Source organism: Nocardia sp. NBC_01730, assembly GCF_035920445.1.
Lineage (GTDB): Bacteria > Actinomycetota > Actinomycetes > Mycobacteriales > Mycobacteriaceae > Nocardia.
On the sequence record NZ_CP109162.1, the window covers coordinates 2,580,501 to 2,599,456 of the forward strand.

Annotated in this window: 15 protein-coding genes and 1 riboswitch; of the genes, 8 read left to right on the forward strand and 7 right to left on the reverse strand. The window is 68.6% G+C overall.

The window, feature by feature from the left end:
• Nucleotides 1–14: 14 nt before the first annotated feature.
• Nucleotides 15–350, reverse strand: a complete 336-nt coding sequence (locus OHB12_RS09750) for a hypothetical protein (RefSeq protein ID WP_327118229.1) — start codon at nucleotides 348–350, stop codon at nucleotides 15–17.
• A gap of 171 nt (nucleotides 351–521) precedes the next feature.
• Here OHB12_RS09750 and OHB12_RS09755 point away from each other — a divergent pair, with 171 nt between their 5' ends.
• On the forward strand, nucleotides 522–1,625 hold the full coding sequence (locus OHB12_RS09755) for a carboxylate-amine ligase (protein ID WP_327118231.1): 1,104 nt from the start codon (nucleotides 522–524) through the stop codon (nucleotides 1,623–1,625).
• Nucleotides 1,626–1,658: 33 nt separating this feature from the next.
• Here OHB12_RS09755 and OHB12_RS09760 read toward each other — a convergent pair whose 3' ends face one another.
• Complete coding sequence (locus OHB12_RS09760; RefSeq protein ID WP_327118233.1) at nucleotides 1,659–2,393, reverse strand: anti-sigma factor; 735 nt, start codon at nucleotides 2,391–2,393, stop codon at nucleotides 1,659–1,661.
• A gap of 1,148 nt (nucleotides 2,394–3,541) precedes the next feature.
• On the opposite strand from OHB12_RS09760, the gene OHB12_RS09765 reads away from it, so the two are divergent.
• Nucleotides 3,542–3,910 carry an STAS domain-containing protein gene (locus OHB12_RS09765; RefSeq protein ID WP_327118235.1) on the forward strand — a complete coding sequence of 123 codons (369 nt, stop codon included), beginning with the start codon at nucleotides 3,542–3,544 and terminating at the stop codon, nucleotides 3,908–3,910.
• A 27-nt stretch (nucleotides 3,911–3,937) separates the two neighbouring features.
• On the opposite strand, the gene OHB12_RS09770 is transcribed toward OHB12_RS09765, so the two are convergent.
• Nucleotides 3,938–5,545: a sensor histidine kinase gene (locus tag OHB12_RS09770; RefSeq protein ID WP_327118237.1), complete on the reverse strand. Its 1,608-nt coding sequence runs from the start codon at nucleotides 5,543–5,545 to the stop codon at nucleotides 3,938–3,940.
• Nucleotides 5,542–6,759, reverse strand: a complete 1,218-nt coding sequence (locus OHB12_RS09775; protein WP_327118239.1) for a PP2C family protein-serine/threonine phosphatase — start codon at nucleotides 6,757–6,759, stop codon at nucleotides 5,542–5,544. The genes OHB12_RS09770 and OHB12_RS09775 overlap by 4 nt, the downstream gene beginning before the upstream one ends.
• 331 nt (nucleotides 6,760–7,090) lie before the next feature.
• Between OHB12_RS09775 and OHB12_RS09780 the strand changes: the two genes are divergently transcribed.
• Nucleotides 7,091–8,443, forward strand: coding sequence for a cytochrome P450 (locus OHB12_RS09780; protein ID WP_327118241.1), 1,353 nt, complete (start codon nucleotides 7,091–7,093; stop codon nucleotides 8,441–8,443).
• A gap of 235 nt (nucleotides 8,444–8,678) precedes the next feature.
• Here the strand turns inward: OHB12_RS09780 and OHB12_RS09785 are convergent, their stop codons facing one another.
• Both OHB12_RS09785 and cobN read right to left on the reverse strand, forming a co-directional pair.
• On the reverse strand, nucleotides 8,679–9,206 hold the full coding sequence (locus OHB12_RS09785) for a hypothetical protein (protein WP_327118243.1): 528 nt from the start codon (nucleotides 9,204–9,206) through the stop codon (nucleotides 8,679–8,681).
• Nucleotides 9,207–9,378: 172 nt separating this feature from the next.
• Nucleotides 9,379–12,951 carry a cobaltochelatase subunit CobN gene (gene cobN, locus OHB12_RS09790; protein ID WP_327118245.1) on the reverse strand — a complete coding sequence of 1,191 codons (3,573 nt, stop codon included), beginning with the start codon at nucleotides 12,949–12,951 and terminating at the stop codon, nucleotides 9,379–9,381.
• Nucleotides 12,939–13,103: riboswitch (cobalamin riboswitch) on the reverse strand. Its footprint overlaps the gene before it by 13 nt.
• A gap of 116 nt (nucleotides 13,104–13,219) precedes the next feature.
• On the opposite strand from cobN, the gene cobG reads away from it, so the two are divergent.
• Nucleotides 13,220–14,455: a precorrin-3B synthase gene (cobG, locus tag OHB12_RS09795; RefSeq protein ID WP_327118247.1), complete on the forward strand. Its 1,236-nt coding sequence runs from the start codon at nucleotides 13,220–13,222 to the stop codon at nucleotides 14,453–14,455.
• Between the two features lie 174 nt (nucleotides 14,456–14,629).
• Here cobG and ddaH read toward each other — a convergent pair whose 3' ends face one another.
• Nucleotides 14,630–15,469, reverse strand: a complete 840-nt coding sequence (ddaH, locus tag OHB12_RS09800) for a dimethylargininase (RefSeq protein ID WP_327118250.1) — start codon at nucleotides 15,467–15,469, stop codon at nucleotides 14,630–14,632.
• A 135-nt stretch (nucleotides 15,470–15,604) separates the two neighbouring features.
• Between ddaH and OHB12_RS09805 the strand changes: the two genes are divergently transcribed.
• The 4 genes from OHB12_RS09805 to OHB12_RS09820 all read left to right on the forward strand — a co-directional run bounded on the left by OHB12_RS09805 (nucleotide 15,605) and on the right by OHB12_RS09820 (nucleotide 18,943).
• Nucleotides 15,605–16,042 (forward strand): Lrp/AsnC family transcriptional regulator, encoded by a 438-nt coding sequence (locus OHB12_RS09805; RefSeq protein ID WP_327120977.1) that lies wholly within the window; start codon nucleotides 15,605–15,607, stop codon nucleotides 16,040–16,042.
• 71 nt (nucleotides 16,043–16,113) lie between these two features.
• Entirely contained in the window at nucleotides 16,114–16,749 is a 636-nt protein-coding gene (locus OHB12_RS09810; protein ID WP_327118252.1) for a precorrin-8X methylmutase, read from the forward strand.
• Complete coding sequence (locus tag OHB12_RS09815) at nucleotides 16,746–18,326, forward strand: precorrin-2 C(20)-methyltransferase (protein ID WP_327118254.1); 1,581 nt, start codon at nucleotides 16,746–16,748, stop codon at nucleotides 18,324–18,326. Before OHB12_RS09810 ends, OHB12_RS09815 begins: the two co-directional genes overlap by 4 nt.
• A gap of 86 nt (nucleotides 18,327–18,412) precedes the next feature.
• Nucleotides 18,413–18,943 carry a PadR family transcriptional regulator gene (locus OHB12_RS09820; RefSeq protein WP_327118256.1) on the forward strand — a complete coding sequence of 177 codons (531 nt, stop codon included), beginning with the start codon at nucleotides 18,413–18,415 and terminating at the stop codon, nucleotides 18,941–18,943.
• Nucleotides 18,944–18,956: the final 13 nt, after the last annotated feature.

An 18,956-nucleotide genomic window follows, 5' to 3' on the forward strand; every position in this document is an offset into this window, starting at 1 on the left:
CCCGAGCAGCGGCGCTAGTCTTCGTCGTCGAGCGACGTGACCCCGCTGGTCACCGCCACAAACGGTGACTGCGGCCCCAGGCAGGCGGCGATGACGGTGCTCCCCGCCGCGAACCCACCGCGGCTCTCGGTAACCCGGGCGATGTCGACGCGCGGACCCGACGCCGCGGCGGAGCCGACCAGCGCACACATCCAGTTCTCCCCGTCCGGTTGGCTTCCCACCTCGATGGTCCCCTCTTCTCGGGTGTCCGCCGACAGGGTCGGCGCCGCAGCGGCGAGTCCCGCCCCAGTCGCGGCGAGCACCCCTGCCGAGCCCACTGTCGCGGCGATACGGACGGCGATTCGAAACATGCGATGCCCTCCCATCGGTATGGCCCCCATACGGCCGCAGTTGCCCACACGACGCCGTTCAAACCCGACTCAACACGGCGGACCCCGCGGGTGGGTCGGGCAAGCATCCGAGCGGCGATCTCGCGCCGCAACAGCCCGACTAGCGACGGAAACCTTGGGTATCCCGCGAGCATGGACGCTGGGTGCGCGACCGTCGGTGTGGAAGAGGAGTTCCTGTTGGCGGATCCGGGCACCGGAGCGCCGGTGGCAAAGAACGTCGAAGTGGCTCGGACGGCCAAGGACATCGGCATCGACCTGCAACTCGAGCTGACCCGCTGCCAACTGGAGGCCAACACCGCGGTACATACCGACATCGCCGCGCTCCACCGGGAGCTGCGCGAGCTGCGGCGCAGCATCGCCGCCTGTGCGGAGCAGAACGACGCGCGCCTGCTCGCGGCGGGCATCCCGCCGACAGCGCCGAACGAGGTCCCGGTCACCGACACGCCACGCTATCAGCGCATCGCCGACAACTTCGGCATGCTCGCACACGAGCAGGGGTTGTCGGGGTGCCACATCCACGTCGGTATCCCGGATCGTGAGACGGCGGTGCAGGTCGGCAACTATCTGCGGCCGTGGCTGCCGCTGCTGCTGGCGCTCACGGCCAACTCGGCGATCTACCGCGGCGTCGATACCGGCTACGCCAGTTGGCGCAGCATCCTGTGGCGACGATGGCCGAGCGCGGGACCACCGCCGTACTTCACGTCCGCGCGCGACTACGACACCATGGTCCAGATGATGCTCAGCAGCGGAAGCATCCTGGACCGAAAGATGGTCTACTGGGACGTCCGCCCGTCGATCTCGTTCCCGACCGTCGAAGTGCGGGTGAGCGATATCCCCGCCACCGTCGAGGAGACCGCTCTGCTGGCCGCGCTGGTGCGCGCGATAGTGGTGATGGCGCGGAAGTCCTTGGCAGCCGGTCGGATCGCGCCCGCGGTCTCGGCCGAGGTACTGCGGGCGGCGTACTGGAAAGCCGCGCGCTCAGGACTCGCCGGGGACGGGGTCGACCCGCACGACGGCCACGTGGAGCCCATCCGCGCCCTGCTCGGCAGGCTGATCGACCACGCCGCTCCCGCCCTGGAGGAAGCGGGCGACCGCCCGTTCGTGGACGAGGCGCTCGCCGCCGTCCTGGCCCGCGGCAACGGTGCGCACCGTCAGCTCGCGGCGTTCCGCGCCCGCCACGACGTGGGTGACGTCGTCCGTGCGGTGGCGGGCGCGACCCTCGAGGGGTGCCGGTAGCCGCCGCCCGGCGCACTGGTGGCGCTGGTCCCGTCAGCCGAGAGCGACCGCAGCGAGCGGCGGAGATGTCGGGTGCGCGGAACCACTCGCGGGCTCGATCGTGAGGGCGAGGATGTCCGCCGGATCGAATCGGGTGAGCACCCCCGCCTGCGGCACGGTGGTCAGCACTGCTGCCGAGCGCGGAACGCCGGAGGTGACCAGCCAGAGCTGGTAGGCCTGCCCCGACGGGGGTGCGGGTACCGCCTCGAACCTCACCGCGACAGCCCCGAGCCGCGCCGAGGTGCTCACCGTGAGCGTCCCGCCGCCGGGCAGCTGCGCGACATGGGATCTCGAATCCGGTTGCACCAGTATTTGTTCGGCGGTAAACCGCACGGCATGGTCGCCGATGGTCCGCTCGGCGATCACGACGGCACCCGCCCCGACCACGGCAACCACGGCGGCGGCGACAGCGAGCCGGGCCAGCCGGGGCACTCGGCCGACCACCGCCTTGCCGCGCTGTTCGGGTCGTGCGCGGCCGGTCGATTGGTCGAGCGCCTGCAGGACCTTCGACTCCAGCGTCGGCGGCGGATTCACCGCCGCGGGCACGCTCAGCGCCGTCAGTGTCTCCCTGACCCGGTGCACGGTGGCGGCGAACGCTATTGCGGTGACGGAATCGGCCGTCGCCACACGGTTTTCGATGCTGCGGCGTTCGATCTCGGCCACCGCGTCCAGCGCGTAGGGGTAGGCCAGGTCGAGCAGGTCCGCTTGGGGCTGCCCGGTTTCGGTCATTGCTGATCACTTCCAGTGCAAGGGATCGGGAGCCGTGCCAGCCGGTCCCGGACACGGCTTTCGACAGTAGGTGGAGGGATGGTCGGCGACCTCGCCGCAGGTTCGGTCGTTCGTATGGCCGCCGGAAAATCCGGTGGGCGACCGCACGACAGAAGTCGTCCGACGCGTTCTCGTCCCCCGCTCCGAACGCGCCCACCAGGTCGATCACTCGACGGGCCGCGACCACATCGGCCCTCCGAACGGACCGGGCGCACCCCCCGCGCCGACTCGCCCGCACCTGCGCACAGACGGATCGGCGAGAACTCCGGATCAACCTGCATGATTGGATTTCGCAACGGGCCACCCGGCGGATTGGCTTATCGCCACATTCCACACATCAACGTTCGGTCGATGCCGCCTGCGGCGCGAGCAACGACCGATCAGGCAGATCGTCTCGGTTCGCGGACCGCACGCCACCGAAGATCGCCGGGGCACGTCCGACCGGAAGAAGGGCCACTCGACGCTCTTGTGCGCATTCGCGATCGCGTTGGCGCGACAGACGGAACTACTTGGTAGGCAAGGGTTTCATCCGCATCGCGGCGTCGGCCCGATGCGATTCGACCACTGCAGGACTCCAGGCGTCGAGGTACCGGAACAGTTCGACGAAGCGCTGATCCGCCCGACAACGTCACCATGCCCCGGCCGGGGCCGGGCCGATCCGTTCGGCGGATGGACCGACGTCTATCCCGATCCCGAGGCGCTGTTGCTCGGCATGGATGTCCTCCATCACAGGCGGCTCGTCTCGACGACGACTCGGTCCGCCTCCGGCTCGGCGCCTCGGAATGCGGTGCCTGTGCTCGCAGCACGAATCGAGGGCGCGAGCGACCGATTTCGCTACCCTGACGGCGCTTTCGCCGCGAGCGATCACCCGGGCTGTTCGGCGAGTGTGACATCGCGGTGTGTGCTTGCCCCGGACACGATGGGGTAAGTTGACCGCAGAACACCTACTCTCTGCGCCGTGCACAGTGCGCCAGAGTTTCGAAACGCAGCGGAGGCAGAAGTGGCGCATTGCGGCGTGACAGGCGGCAGCAAAACCGACCATCCCGCCCGCGTGTCGTCGGTTTCCGGTCAGGTGGCCGGAAAGCGCGCCACGTGTACGGGGGTGGACTGTGAGCGCTGAGGGAACGCCCCGGGCGCTGGAGGTCCAGGTGCAATCGGTGGACGACATCGTGATCGTCACCGTGCACGGCGAGATCGATATGGCATCCGCCCCGCACCTGCAGTCGGCGCTCGAGAAAGTCCTGCGCGACGCGCCACCCACCGTCGTCGTGGATATGTCGAACGTCGGATTCCTCGGCTCGGCCGGTCTGAGCGTCCTGCTCGCCGCGTCGGAGGCGACCGGTTCCGGTGGGCTGCGGGTGGTGCCCAGCGTCGCGGCGCGACGGCCGATCGAGGTGACCGCGCTGGATCGGCTGCTCACCATGTTCGACACGGTGGACGCGGCACTGGCGGCCGACGAGCCACAGTCGCGAAACTGAGCGAAGACTCCTCGATCGGTTCCCGCATCACGCCGACGTGGTCGACGAAGCTCCTTCGTCCGCGCGGATATCGTCGTCGGCCGGTGTGTTCAGCGTGAACCAGAATCGCGTGCCTTCGGTGTAGCCGGGATCGATCCAGATCCGCCCACCGTGATATTCGACGATCTTCTTGCACAGCGCCAATCCGATTCCGGTACCGCTGTATTCGTCACGATTGTGCAGTCGCTGGAAGATCACGAACACCTTCTCCGCGAACTCGGGGGCGATCCCGATCCCGTTGTCCGATACCGACAGCAGCCAGCCCGCGGGGTCCTGTGGTTCGCACGTAATGCACAGCACCGGAGGCTCATCGGGGCTGCGGAACTTGATCGCGTTGCCGATCAAGTTCTGCCACAGCATCGTCAGCAGTGTCGGGTCGCCGGTGATCTCGGGTAGTTCGTCGGGGCGCTCGATGCGGGCCCCGGTGTCCTCGGCGGTCGAGGCGAGGTTGATCAGGGCCTTGTCCAGGGTCTGGTCGAGGCGGGTTGGCTCGTCATGGTCGGTGACCCGTCCGACGCGGGAGAAGGTGAGCAGGTCGTTGATCAGCACCTGCATCCGCTTCGCGCCGTCTACGGCGAAGTCGATGTACTGCTTGCCGCGCTCGTCGAGCCGATCGCCGTACCGCTTCTCCAGCAGCTGACAGAACGAGGCCACCTTGCGCAACGGCTCCTGCAGGTCGTGGGAGGCGACGTAGGCAAACTGCTCCAGCTCGGCATTGGAACGCCGCAGTTCGGTCGTCTGCGCGTCCAGGTCCGCGGCCTGCTCGGCGAGCATCGCCTCCTGTGCGCGGGCAGACGCCAGTTCGTCCACGATCCGGCGGCGCATGCTCTCGACCGCTGCCGCGACGGTGGCGAGGTCGGCGGGCCCGCGCACGCTGATGCGATGGTCGAAGTCGCCCTGTCCGACGCGCAGCGACGCGGACTGCAGATAGGCGAGTGGCCTGACGACGAGGCGACGCAACAGGATCGTCAACGCGACGCCCGCCAGCAGGAAGACCACCACCATGCCGGTGAGCACGACATTGCGCGTGGTGCGCATCCGGTCGAGCTCGCGGCGATCCCCGTCGATGGCCGCGGCGAGATCGCGGTTCTGGCTGTCCGATCGGCTGCGCAGCTCGTCGAAGACTTCCTTGCCGCGCACCGCGTCGATCGCGCGGGAACCGGCCGGCGTCGCCGCGGCCACCAGCGGTTCGGCGTAGCCGTCGCGCCACTGCTGTGCGGAGCGTTCCACGCCGTCCAGGTCGGCGAGCAGACCGGGACGGTCCGCCAGCAGCTCACGAATACGCGCGGCCGACCTGGCTTCCTCCTGCTTGCCCTCGGTGTAGGGCGCGAGAAACCGCGGATCGCCCGCGATGGCGTACCCGCGCAGCCCGGTCTCCTGGTTGACTAGCGCGCTCTCCAGCCGGTAAGCCTCGGCGGCAGCGGGCTGTGTCTCGTTCACCAGCCGGTCGGTGACCCGGTTGGTCGCGGCGATCACGCGCGCACCAGCGAGCGCGCCGACGATCACCACGAGGATCATCAGCGCCAGCACCACCTGCAACCAGGCGCGCGCGGTCAGACGTCCGGCCGGACCGGTGTTCGGTGTTGCTGTCGTCATCGCTCTTCCTGATCTCGGCTCCACCGCAGGTACATGACAGCCACATCATCGTCCAGTCCGCCCGCCTCCTTGGCCGACGCTTCGACGCCGCCGATGAGCTGGTCGACGAAGTCTTCCGGCTCCCGGGTGGTCAGCGTGCGGGCCAGCCGTAGAAGGCCGTCCTCGCCGAGCCGCTCCCCTTCGTGGCCGGTGCGTCCTTCGAACAGGCCGTCGGTGAACAACACCAGTCCGGCCCCGGTCGGCAACGACAGGTCCTGGACCGGCCAATCCGCCTGTTCCGGTAGGAATCCCAGGGCGGGGCCGCCTGGCACCTCCACCCACCGCACGTCGGCTTCGGTGCACAGCAGCATGCCCGGATGGCCGGCCCGGATCACCCGGACGCTTCGCTGCCGTGGCAGTAGCACCAGACTGGTGACCGTCGCGAAAGTCTGGCCGCCGGTGCGTTCGGCGAGCAAAAGCTGCTCCAGCAGCCGAAGCTGCCGTGGCCCGGTGATCCCGCTGAGAACCAGCGTGCGCCAAGCCAATCGCAAAGCCACACCGGTGGCCGCCTCGTCAGGGCCGTGCCCGGACACATCACCGATCACAGCGTGCACGGTGCCGTCGGCCTGCTGCACCACGTCGTGGAAATCACCGCCGAGCAACGCCTGTGCCCGGCGTGGCCGATACCGCGTGACGACGTCGGCGTGGCGTTCCCCACGCAGCAGCGGCGTCGGCAGCAGGCCGCGCTCCAGGCGGGCGTTCTCCCGCGCCCGCATCTGCCCCGCCCGCAGTGCCGCGGTCGCGCGCTCGGCTTGTTTGCGCTGGATGGCATACCGCACCGCGCGCGCGAACAGTTCCGGCTCGACTCGACCTTTGACCAGGTAGTCCTGCGCGCCCGCGGCGACTGCCGCGAGCCCGGTGCTCTCCTCGGCAAGTCCCGTGAGGACGACGACGGCGACCTCGTCGGTGTACTCGCGCACCCGCGCCAGCGCTTCCAGTCCCTGGGCATCGGGGAGACGCAGGTCCAGCAGTACGCAGTCGGGCAACTGTTCAGCGAGATACTCCCCCGCCTCGCGCAGCGAACGGACCCACTCCAGCCGCAGGCCTGGCGTCGCGTCCGCGACCAGTTCCTCGACGATCAGGGCGTCCCCCGCGTCGTCCTCGACGAGCAACAGCGAAGGTTCTCGGTGGAACCAGGCTGCCGTGGTGTCCAGCTCGCTCTGCTCGTCGGCCATCGAATACCGTCTCCTTCCCCTCCTTCGAATGCTCTCGGCCGTAGTACGGCAGAACTGCAGAACACTGATCGAGGCGGTCGGGCCAGCATACGCAACTCGTCCTTGCCGGTGGCCCGGGCACGGTCCCGCCGGGGATGGTCGACCGACGGAGCGCGTGCCCGATCTACGGACACCGTCCACCTCACATTTTCTGCGGCATTCCGGACTCCGACCTGCGGAGATACGGAAGACAGCCGGTGTGTACGCACCCTGGCGGTTTCAGGCGCACATTGCCGGGTATTTGCTCAGTCGTCGGCACCGTGTCGACGTCGATACACCGGGAGGAGGCCGTATGGCGAAGACCCGCGAACACCGACTGGTGGGGGTGTCCGCGGCGGCGGCATTGGCGGATCTCGGATTCGCCTCGGTCGCGTCCGGAGTGATCGCACGACGACGGCCGGTGATGGGATTGCTCGAGCGCACCAGGGCCGATTCCCGGGCCATCGAGCGCATGCGGCTGCTGCGTCGCGAGTTCGGTTCCGGTCCGGTAGAACTCGTTGTGCCAGGACGACGGATCGTCGTGGTACTCGACCCAGTTGACGTCGGCCGGGTGCTCGCCGAATCGCCGACACCGTTTCACCCGGCCAATCGGGAGAAGCGGGCCGCGCTGCGTCAATTCCAGCCGCACGGTGTCCTATTGTCCGACGGCCCGATTCGTGCACAGCGCCGAGCGCTGAACGAGGCCGCGCTGGACGCGTCCGAGCCGCTGCATCGACTCGCGGGGCCCTTCGCCGCGGTCGTCGCGGACGAGGCGCGTGAGATCGTCGTGTCCGCGCTGCACCACGGGCACCTGGACGCGTCGGAGTTCACGGTGCACTGGTGGCGCCTGGTGCGACGGCTGGTACTCGGCGACCGGGGCCGCGACGACAGCACACTGACCGACGAACTCTGGCGACTGCGCTCGGCGGGCAACTGGTCGTTTCTGGCGCCTGCGCATCGCAGGCAGCGCGACCTGTTCACCAATCGCCTGTACCGCTACGTCGAGTCCGCCCAACCCGACAGTCTGGCCGGGGCACTGGCCGCTATCCCCGCGGGGGGCGCCACAGACCCCGTCGGGCAGATTCCGCATTGGCTGTTCGCGTTCGATGCCGCGGGTATGGCGCTGAGCCGAGCGCTTGCGGTGCTGACCACCCATCCGCGGCAGCACGCCCGCGCATTGGCCGACGCCGCCGATCCTAATCGCCTGGACCTGCGAAACTACCTGCGGGCCTGTGTGCTCGAGTCGGTGCGGCTGTGGCCGACCACGCCGACGATCCTGCGCGACATCACCGCCGACACGCAGTGGCGCGACGGCGACGAGCGCTTCACCATCACGGCGGGTGCCGCGCTGATGATCGCGGTCCCGGCCTTCCATCGGGATCCCGACCTGCTTCCCTTCGCCGACGAGTTCGTTCCGGACATCTGGCTCGACGGCCGCGCGGAACAGTACCCGCAACTGGTGCCGTTCAGCGCGGGCCCGGCCGACTGCCCCGGCCGCAACCTCGTCCTGTTCGTCACGAGCACCCTGCTCGCGCACTTGCTGACCGCGGCCGATTTCCGGCTGCGGTCCACACCGCAGCCGGACCCGAGCGCTCCGCTGCCGGTGACGTTGAACAACTTCGGGCTCGACTTCACAGTCGAGCCGTGCATGACACAAACCCGGTAGCACCTGCGAGCGATCCGATGCGGCTGGCTGGCCGCGGAAGCAATGGTTCCGCGGTCTTGGACGCGCCCACGCCCGCCGAACACCTGATGGCCACCGCGGCGCGATTCCGGCGCGCGGCCCGGCTCGGATGACAAATCACACGGCACAATTCGGCCGCACAGAGAACCGGCCGTGCCCGGAAATTGCGCACCGACCACGGCCGATTCGTCATCGATATCTTTCGCTCAGCGCGCTACTACTGGTTCGCGCCCGCGATACCGCCGATGATGCCACCGATCACACAGCCGGGCAGGAACCCGACGATGAAGAAGAGGAGACCGATCAGCGCGCCGACGGCGCAGCCGATCAACACACCTGCCACCGTCGTGCCCGCGTCACCGATGAACTGTGGCGCACCCGGTTCCGGCACGGCAGCTCCGACCGGCGTCAACGTCAACGTGGTCGCGGCCGCGTCGACTTCCGGCACCACCCGGACCTGCTGACCGGCCACGGTCTGCAGGGTGGTCGGCACCGTCGCGACCACCGCGCCGTCCGGCGCGAGGACGGCCACCTCCGCGTCCGGCGTCGAGCCGAACGTGCCGGAGGCCAGCGTGACCGTCGCGCTCGACCGATCGGGGGCGACGGCCGCCGTATACGCGACACCATGGTCGACGCCGCTGATCACCTGCTCGGACACCCCGACCTGACCGTGGGCGGTGGCCGCGGCGACTCCGGTGGCGGCAATGGTCAGCAGCGTGGTCGCTACCAATTTCCTGATCCTCATGAGACTTTCCCAATCATCCAGCCGATACGAGTGTGACGTCTCCCCGAATTAGCCACGAAACATCACTAATCATGCGCCTTCGACATGACTATGTCGAGAGCTGTGGATAATCGAATTGCCTTGCAAGATCGTATATTTAGATATCCCCAGAACTGGGGGTTGATTTTTCGGACTATTCCAATTCCCCTTCGGTCTCCAGATAGACCTGACGCAGCCGATCGAGGGTGGCCGGTTCGGGGTGCTCCCAGAGATTGCGCTCGGCCGCCTCCAGCAGCCGCTCCGCAATACCGTGCAGCGCCCACGGGTTGGACCGCTCCATGAACTTGCGGTTCACGTCGTCGAAAACATAACTCTCCGAGAGCTTCTCGTACATCCAGTCGGCGACGACATTGGTGGTGGCGTCATAGCCGAACAGGTAGTCGACGGTCGCCGCCATCTCGAAGGCGCCCTTGTAGCCGTGCCTGCGCATGGCCTCCAGCCAGCGCGGGTTCACCACGCGGGCACGGAACACTCGCGAGGTCTCCTCCGACAGCGTCCGCGTGCGCACCGCGTCGGGGCGGGTGCTGTCACCGATGTAGGCCTCGGGGTTCCTGCCGGTCAGCGCCCGCACGGTGGCGACCATACCGCCGTGGAATTGGAAATAGTCGTCGGAGTCGGCGATGTCGTGCTCGCGGGTGTCGGTGTTCTTGGCGGCCACCGCGATGCGCCGATACGCGCCGCGCATGTCTTCGGCAGCAGGCGCGCCGTCGAGATCACGGCCGTAGGCGTAGCCGCCCCAGGTGGTGTACACCTGTGCGAGATCGTCGTCGGTGCGCCAGCTCTTCGAATCGATCAGCTGGAGCAGGCCCGCACCGTAGGTGCCGGGCTTGGAGCCGAAGATACGGGTGGTCGCGCGTCGCCGGTCGCCGTGCTCGGCGAGGTCGGCCTCGGTGTGCGCACGCACATAGTTCGATTCGGCGGGCTCATCCAGGTCGGCGACCAGGCGGACCGCGTCGTCCAGCATGGCGAGCACATGTGGGAAGGCGTCGCGGAAGAAGCCGCTGATGCGCACGGTGACATCGACCCGGGGGCGGCCCAGTTCCGCGAGCGGGATCACTTCGAGTGTGGTGACCCGGCGGCTCGCCTCGTCCCAGACCGGTCGGACACCCAGCAGCGCAAGGACTTCGGCGACATCGTCGCCGGAGGTGCGCATGGCCGAGGTGCCCCACACCGACAAACCCACCGACCGCGGGTACTCGCCGTGGTCGGCTCTGTACCGGTCCAGCAGCGATTCCGCCATGGCCTGACCGGTTTCCCAGGCCAGGCGCGACGGCACAGCCTTCGGGTCGACCGAGTAGAAATTGCGTCCGGTCGGCAGCACGTTGATCAGGCCGCGCAGCGGAGAACCGCTCGGGCCCGCCGGGATGAACCCGCCGTCGAGCGCGTGCAGCACCCGCTCGATCTCCGCGCCGGTCTGGCGCAGCCGCGGCACCACCTCGGTGGCCGCGAACCGCAGCACCCGGCGGACCTCGGCATTGTCGGTAATGTCGTCGACCGCGTCCGGCGACCAGTTCGCGGCCTGCAATGCCGAAACCAGTTCTCGGGCCCGGCCTTCAACGGCGTCGACGCGCTCGCGCGCCTCGGTTCCGGACTCGTCGAGACCGAGCGCTTCACGGAGGCCGGGCACCGAACGCTCGCCGCCCCAGAGTTGACGCGCACGCAGCATTGCCAGCACCAGGTCGAGTTCGGCTTCCCCCGCAGGCGCCTGGCCGAGCACGTGCAAACCGTCGCGAATCTGCACGTCCTTGATCTCGCACAGCCAGCCGTCGACGTGCAGCAGCATGTCGTCGAAGGATTCCTCATCCGGGCGCTCGGTGAGGCCCAGATCGTGGTCCATCTCGGCGGCGCGCATCAACGTCCAGATCTGCTGGCGGATGGCCGGAAGCTTGGCCGGGTCGAGGGCGGAGATGTTGGCGTGCTCGTCGAGCAGCTGTTCCAGACGCGCGATGTCGCCGTAGCTTTCGGCGCGGGCCATCGGCGGGATCAGGTGGTCGACCAGCGTGGCGTGCGCGCGTCGCTTGGCCTGGGTACCCTCGCCGGGGTCGTTCACCAGGAACGGGTAGATCAGCGGCAGGTCGCCGAGCGCGGCGTCGGTGCCGCAGGAGGCGGACATGCCGAGCGTTTTGCCGGGCAGCCACTCCAGATTGCCGTGTTTGCCGAGATGCACCATCGCGTCGGCGGCGAAACCCTCAGGCGCGCTGAGCCAGCGGTAGGCGGCCAGGTAGTGATGGCTCGGCGGCAGGTCGGGGTCGTGGTAGATGGCGACCGGATTCTCGCCGAAGCCGCGCGGAGGCTGCACCATCAGCACGACATTGCCGAAACGCAATGCCGCGATGACGATCTCACCATTCGGATCGGACGAGCGGTCGACGTAGAGCGCGCCCGGCGGCGGGCCCCACGCCTCGACGACGGCTTCGCGCAGATCCTCGGGCAGCGTGTCGAACCAGGCGGCATAGGTCGCCGCGCCGATGCGGATCGGATTGCCCTCCAGCTGTTCGGAGGTCAGCCAGTCCGGATCCTGTCCGCCCGCCGCGATGAGGGCGTGGATGAGGGTGTCACCGTCGCGTTCGTCCAGGCCTGGGATCTCGCCGGGATCGCCGAGATCGTAACCGGCGGATCGCATTTCGGTGAGCAGCCGGATCGCGCTGGCCGGGGTGTCCAAGCCGACGGCGTTGCCGATGCGGGCATGCTTGGTCGGGTAGGCCGACAGCATGACGGCGACGCGCTTGCGCGCGGCGGGAATGTGGCGCAGGCGGGCGTAGCGCGTCGCGATACCCGCGACGCGAGCCGCACGTTCGGGGTCGGGAACGTAGGTGGACAGGCCGTCGGCGTCGAACTCCTTGAACGAGAACGGGACCGTGATGATCCGGCCGTCGAACTCCGGCACGGCGACCTGTGTGGCGACGTCCAGTGGCGACAGGCCGTCGTCGTTCGCCTCCCACTGGGCGCGGCCGCTGGTCAGACAGAGTCCCTGCAGGATGGGTACATCCAGATCGGCGAGCGCGCCGACGTCCCACGCTTCGTCCTCGCCCCCGGCGGAAGCGGTGGCGGGTTTGCTTCCTCCCGCGGCCAGCACAGTGACCACCAGGGCGTCGGCCTGCCGCAGGGTGGCGAGGAGTTCCGGTTCGGCAGTACGCAGCGACGCGCAGTACAGCGGGAGCGGGCGCGTTCCCGCGTGTTCGAGCGCGGTGCAGATGGCGTCGATGTAGGCGGTGTTGCCCGCGAGATGCTGTGCGCGGTAATAGATCACCGCGACCGTGGGCCCCTCGACCGGCGCCGCGACACGGTCCAGTTCACCCCAGCTGGGCAGCTGGACCGGCGGCTCGAAGCCGTGCCCGGTGAGCAGCACGGTGTCGGACAGGAAGTTGTGCAGCTGACGCAGGTTCCCAGGGCCGCCTGCGGCGAGGTAGTTGTGTGCGTCGGCCGCGACGCCGCCCGGCACGGTCGAGCACTCCATCAGCTCGGCGTCCGGAGCGATCTCACCGCCGAGCGCCACCATCGGAACGCCGCTCGCTCGCACCGCAGCCAGTCCGTCCTCCCACGCCCGCTTGCCGCCGAGGATGCGCACGATCACCAGATCGGCGCCGTCGAGCAGGCCGGGCAGATCGTCGACCAGCAGGCGAGCAGGGTTGCCCCACCGGTAGTCGGCGCCGCTGGCGCGGGCGCTCAGCAGATCGGTGTCGGATGTGGACAGCAACAAAATCACGGGTGGCAGCCTTCCTCGGGTGACGCGCCCATCGGGGGTTCGCTGCTCGCCGGAGAGGGTCTGGCTTTCTACAGTGGCGCGACCGCACCGGACTTCCACCGGTTTCCTCGTCGTCCGCCGAGCAAGCAGATGCTACCCGCCTCTTGCGTCCGGCTTGCCCGTGTGCCGCCCCGCTCGGGAGCGGCGCAGTTCCGCTCATGGTAAACCAGCGGATACGCCGGGCCTGGCACAGCCTTGCGCCTCGCGGTGTACGTAGGCTGAGGAAGCTATGGCGCGACATGTTGCTGATTCCTGTCCCGGCGTGCTGCGGCTGCACGAGGCGGCTGACGGGCCGCTGGCGCGGATTCGAGTGCCCGGCGGGCGGTTGGGGCCCATGCAGTGGCAGGTGCTCGCCGAGGCCGCGCGCGACCTCGGGGACGGGAACATCGAGCTCACCGCGCGCGGCAACGTCCAACTGCGCCGGGTACACGACGCCGAGGCATTGACGGAACGGCTGGCCGGTGCGGGTCTGCTGCCGAGCCGCACCCATGAGCGGGTGCGCAATATCGTCGCCTCGCCGCTGTCCGGTCGGATCGGCGGGCTGACAGACGTGCACACGCTGGTTCCCGAACTCGATGCCGGGCTGCTCGCCGCTCCGCGTCTGGCCGACCTGCCGGGCAGGATGCTGTTCAGCCTCGACGACGGTCGCGGCGATGTCAGTGGACTCGGCGCCGACATCGGTGTGCACGCCGTCGCCACGGACGACTTCGCGCTACTGCTGGCCGGAGGCGACAGCGGCGTCCGGATCACCGCCGCCGACGCGGTCGACGTCATGCTCGCCGCGGCGCACGGCTTCCTCGAGCTGCGCGGAGACGACCCCGGGCGGTGGCGGTTGCGCGACCTCGAGCACGGCGCTGAACGCCTGGCCGATCTCCTCGGTCTCGCACCCGGCCCCGATCGACTCGAATTCGCTGCGGGACGGGACATTCCGATCGGCTGGCTGGAGCAGGACGACGGCTTGGTCGCTCTCGGCGCAGGTGTGCACCTCGGCTCCCTACCCGCCCGCACCGCCGAATTCCTCGCCGCTATCGAACGAACGGTCTTCGTCACGCCGTGGCGCGGCCTGGTCGTCACCGACATGGAGGAATGGGCCGCAGAACAGGTGGTGCGCGTGCTCGCGCCGATGGGCCTGATCTTCGACGCCGATTCCCCGTGGCTACTGGTCAGCGCTTGCGCGGGACGGCCAGGTTGCGCGAAGTCGCACACCGATGTCCGTGCCGATGCGGCGGAGGCGATCACGGCAGGCCGTGTGCTTCCGCCAACCGACCGAGCCGAATGGGAAACCGGGCATATAGAACCGAAACCCGCTCCGCGACAAGGTGTCCCGGATGTTCCGCTCCTGGCACCGGCGGACGTCTCGGTGGCCGGACGTCAGCACTGGTCCGGCTGCGACCGCCGCTGCGGCCGCCCCCGCGGAACGGTCACCGATGTCGTCGCGACCGACGGGGGCTATCGCGTCGAATAGAGAGAGGCTGCCACCGTGCGGCGCGCACCCTAAGCCGCTCGGCGACCGGCCCGAACCGGATGCGCCGCGCTGTAGGTCACCGAGGCGTCCAACACCCGATCGAGGGGGCTCGACGGCACGACCGCTTTGTCCACCGCCGAGCCGGTGGCCGACTACTCGCGCGTCCCGGCCTCCTCAGTGGATTTCGAGCGTGCAGCATTTGACGCTGCCACCCGCCTTCAGTAGTTCGGACATCTCGATACCGACCGGGTTGTAGCCGCGGGCACGGAGAGCTTCGCTCAGTTCGGTGGCGCTGCTGCTGAGGAAGACGTTGAAACCGTCGCAGACGCCGTTCAACCCGAGTACCGCCGCGTCGGCGTCGGTGGCCAGGATCGCGTCGGGGTAGAGGTCGGCGAGGATGGCGCGGGCCGCTCTGCTGAAGGCCGGCGGATAGTAGGCGACGGTGCGGGAGTCCAGCGGCAGCAGGACTGTGTCCAGGTGATAGAAGCGCGGATCTACCAGTTCCAGGGACACCACGGGCAAAGCGAAGTGGCGGGACACCTCCTCATGCGCCGCGAGTGAGCATCGGAACCCCATGCCCGCCAACAACCGGTCGCCGACCAGGAGGAAATCACCCTCGCCCTCGTTCAGTTCCTCGGCGCCGACCACACCGGCGAGTCCGAGCTCCGCGAATCGCCGGTGATAAGCCGGGCCCTCCGCAGCACGTTCCGGGTGGGTGAAGCGGGCCGACATCGCGCGTTCCCCCACGATCAACCCACCGTTGGCGGCGAACACCATGTCGGGCAGGCCGGGGAGGCCGGGCACCACATCGACCTTGTGTCCGTACTCCTCATAGGTGGCGCGCAGTGTCTCCCACTGCTCGATCGCCAGGCAGCGATCGACGGGCTCGTCGGGGTTCATCCAGGGATTGATCGAGTAGGTGACGTCGAAGTGATCGGGGCGGCACATCACGAATCGCCGCGGCGACGGACGACGTGCGGCGGACTCGGCCTGGAGGATGGCTACAGATGTCAACGTGGGCTCCCGAGGTCGGCGCGAACTTTCGGCTTCAACGACAGTAATCCGCCTACTATTGCGCCGGGAACAACGATTCGTTGCGTAGATTCCCTATGACACGGTCAATCATTGCGCAAGAACGGAGAGGTGTGCGTGGACAACCTCGATCGCCGGATTCTCGAACATCTCCTCGAGCACGCACGCGCCTCGTTCCAGGAGATCGGCAGCTCGGTCGGGCTGTCCGCGCCCGCGGTGAAGCGCCGGGTCGACCGGTTGGTCGCGAGCAAACAGATCACCGGATTCACCGCCCTGGTCAATCCCGCCGCGCTCGGCTGGAAGACCGAGGCATACGTCGAGGTCTATTACCGCGACAACATCTCCCCGGTCGAGCTGAAACGCAGCCTGGAACCGATCCCGCAGGTGGTGGGCGTGTGGACGATCGCGGGCGAGGCCGACGCCCTGGTGCATGTGATGGCCACCGACATGGCCGAGATCGAAGTCACCGTCGAGCGGATTCGTGAGAACGCGCGCGTGGGGCGCACACGCAGTTCGATCGTCATGTCACGGATACTCGAGCGTCCGAGGACCTGATCGGACCCGCCGCGGCACACGACGCGCCCCGAGCCGCCCAGGCCCGCACGCCACCTCCTAGGGTGGACCGCATGCCCGAAGTACGTGCCAGCTACCTGACCGACGGAGCCGAGATCTACCGGCGCTCGTTCGCGACGATCCGCGCCGAAGCCGATCTGAGCGGGTTTCCCCCGGACGTGGCACAGGTGGTCGTGCGGATGATCCACGGCTGCGGCCAGGTGGATCTGGCGGCGGACATCGCGTTCTCCCCCGGCGTCGTCGTGTCCGCACGGGCGGCGCTGCGCGCGGGCGCGCCGATTCTGTGTGACGCGACCATGGTGGCCTCCGGGGTGACCCGCAAGCGACTACCCGCCGAGAACGAAGTGATCTGCACCCTCGGCGATGCCCGCGTACCGGAACTGGCCGCGACGTTGGGCACTACCCGCTCCGCCGCCGCGCTCGAGCTGTGGCGCGACCGTCTCGACGGCGCGGTCGTCGCCATCGGCAACGCCCCGACCGCCCTGTTCCATCTGCTCGACCTGCTCGAAGCGGGAGCGCCCCGACCCGCCGCCGTACTCGGCATCCCGGTCGGGTTCGTCGGCGCCGTCGAGTCCAAGGACGCGCTGATCGATGTCGGCGTCGTCGAGTACCTCACGGTTCGGGGCAGGCGAGGCGGCAGCGCCATCACCGCGTCCGCACTCAATGCGATTGCGAGCGAACAGGAATGAGCACTCACAGCCCCGGCAAACTGTGGGGTGTCGGACTCGGCCCCGGCGACCCCGAACTGGTTACGGTCAAGGCGGCCAGAGTGATCGGCGCGGCCGATGTCATCGCGTTCCACAGCGCTCGCCACGGCCGCAGCATCTCCCGCCGCATCGCCGCGCCGTACCTACGGCCCGGCCAGCTGGAGGAGCACCTCATCTATCCGGTGACCACCGAGACGACCGACCATCCCGGCGGCTACCAGGGCGCGATCGACGAGTTCTACGAGCAGGCCGCCGAGCGGCTCGCCGGACACTTGGCGGCGGGCCGCTCGGTCGCGCTGCTCGCCGCGGGCGACCCGCTGTTCTACAGCTCGTACATGCACATGCACCGGCGCCTCGCCGACCGCTTCGAGGCCGAGATCATCCCCGGCATCACGTCGGTAAGCGCAGCGTCGGCCGCGTTGGGAACACCGCTGGTCGAGGGTGAGCAGGTGCTCACCGTCCTGCCAGGCACCATGCCCACCGACGAGCTCACCCGGCGGCTGCGCGACACCGACGCCGCCGCGATCATGAAGCTGGGACGCACCTATCCTGGTGTACGCCAGGCTCTTTCGGATTCCGGACGCCTCACCGGCGCGTACTACGTCGAGCGCGCGAGCACGGCAGACCAGCGCGTCCTGCACGCCGACGCGGTCGACGACACCGAGGTCCCCTACTTCGCCATCGCTCTCGTCCCCGGCCCGGAGCCGACCACACCGCTCCCTCGCGCCGAGGCAAATTTTGCTGTGGCTCAGCGGATCTCGTTTCCGCAGACGGACTCGGCCGACGCCATCGGCGAAGTGGTCGTGGTCGGTTTGGGTCCCGGCGCACCGGAGTGGACCACAGACGAAGTGCGCGCAGCCCTGGACGAGGCCACCGATTTGGTCGGCTACACCACCTATCTGAACCGGGTGCCGGAGCGTCCGGGCCAGCGCAGGCATGCCAGCGACAATCGAGTGGAGTCCGAGCGCGCCACCATGGCCCTGGACCTGGCCGAGCGCGGCGCGCGGGTCGTGGTCGTCTCTTCGGGCGATCCAGGGGTGTTCGCGATGGCGGCGGCCGTGCTGGAGGAATCCGCGGACCCTCGGTGGCGCAGGGTTCCGGTGCGCGTGCTTCCCGGACTCACCGCGGCCAACGCCGTCGCCAGCCGGGTGGGTGCACCGCTGGGACACGACTACGCGATGATCTCGCTCTCCGACCGGCTCAAGCCCTGGGAGGTTGTCGCACAACGCCTTTCCGCCGTCGCGGCCGCCGACATGGCGATCGCGGTATACAATCCCGCATCGTCGCAACGCACCTGGCAGGTGGGCGCGATGCGGGACCTGCTGCTGGAGCACCGCAAGCCCGACACACCCGTGGTGCTCGGCCGTGATGTGGGCGGACCCACCGAGTCGGTCCGCGTGGTGACCCTCGGTGACCTCGACCCCGCGGAGGTGGACATGCGCACGCTGCTGATCATCGGTGCGTCCACCACCGCCGCGGTGGAGACCGACCAGGGCACCCGCGTCTACACCTCCCGGCGCTACGGTTACACAGGCGACGCGGCTGTCGACGGCGCGTAAGATCTCGACCGGCCGGCCGGCGGCACCTAGTCGTTCCATTCGGGTAATATTCCACTATGGAATATTAGAGCGAAAGGGAGCAGTCGTTGACGAACACCGCGACCACACGCAAGCCGTTGAACTCCACGGCAGCGTCGTTGCTCGGATTTCTGCACGAAGGTCCCATGTCGGGATGGGATCTGGTGGCCGAGGCGCAAGACCGCATCGGCGACTTCTGGACGATCACGCAGAGCCAGGTCTATCGCGAACTCGCCGCGATGGACGCGGCGGGGCTGGTCGAGAAGGGCGAGACCGGCGCTCGCGAACGGACGCCCTATCGCATCACCGACGCGGGACGAGAGGCGTTCCTGGCATGGATCGGCCGCGACCCCGGCGGCGAGACCATTCGAGTGCCGCTGCTGCTCACACTCTCGTTCGGCGAACACCTCGATCGCGATCGGCTGGATGGCATCGTCGCAGCCAACCGGGAGATCCATCTGGGGCGGCTGACCGAGTATCTTGCCGAGAGTCCCGAGGGGAAGTCGGCCTTCGCCCGCGCCACATTGGATTTCGGCATCCGCTACGAGAGGGCGGTGCTGGAATGGTTCGACCATCTGCCGGAGCTTCTCGGCGGTTGATCGGTTCACCTCG

Excerpts from the sequence above, each read along its gene's own strand:
- OHB12_RS09775 (WP_327118239.1), bottom strand. The coding sequence starts at position 6,759 with ATGGCCGACGAGCAGAGCGAGCTGGACACCACGGCAGCCTGGTTCCAC.
- OHB12_RS09815 (WP_327118254.1), top strand. The coding sequence starts at position 16,746 with ATGAGCACTCACAGCCCCGGCAAACTGTGGGGTGTCGGACTCGGCCCC.
- OHB12_RS09760 (WP_327118233.1), bottom strand. The coding sequence starts at position 2,393 with ATGACCGAAACCGGGCAGCCCCAAGCGGACCTGCTCGACCTGGCCTAC.
- OHB12_RS09770 (WP_327118237.1), bottom strand. The coding sequence starts at position 5,545 with ATGACGACAGCAACACCGAACACCGGTCCGGCCGGACGTCTGACCGCG.
- OHB12_RS09755 (WP_327118231.1), top strand. The coding sequence starts at position 522 with ATGGACGCTGGGTGCGCGACCGTCGGTGTGGAAGAGGAGTTCCTGTTG.
- OHB12_RS09780 (WP_327118241.1), top strand. The coding sequence starts at position 7,091 with ATGGCGAAGACCCGCGAACACCGACTGGTGGGGGTGTCCGCGGCGGCG.
- OHB12_RS09785 (WP_327118243.1), bottom strand. The coding sequence starts at position 9,206 with ATGAGGATCAGGAAATTGGTAGCGACCACGCTGCTGACCATTGCCGCC.
- OHB12_RS09810 (WP_327118252.1), top strand. The coding sequence starts at position 16,114 with ATGCCCGAAGTACGTGCCAGCTACCTGACCGACGGAGCCGAGATCTAC.
- OHB12_RS09750 (WP_327118229.1), bottom strand. The coding sequence starts at position 350 with ATGTTTCGAATCGCCGTCCGTATCGCCGCGACAGTGGGCTCGGCAGGG.
- cobG (WP_327118247.1), top strand. The coding sequence starts at position 13,220 with ATGGCGCGACATGTTGCTGATTCCTGTCCCGGCGTGCTGCGGCTGCAC.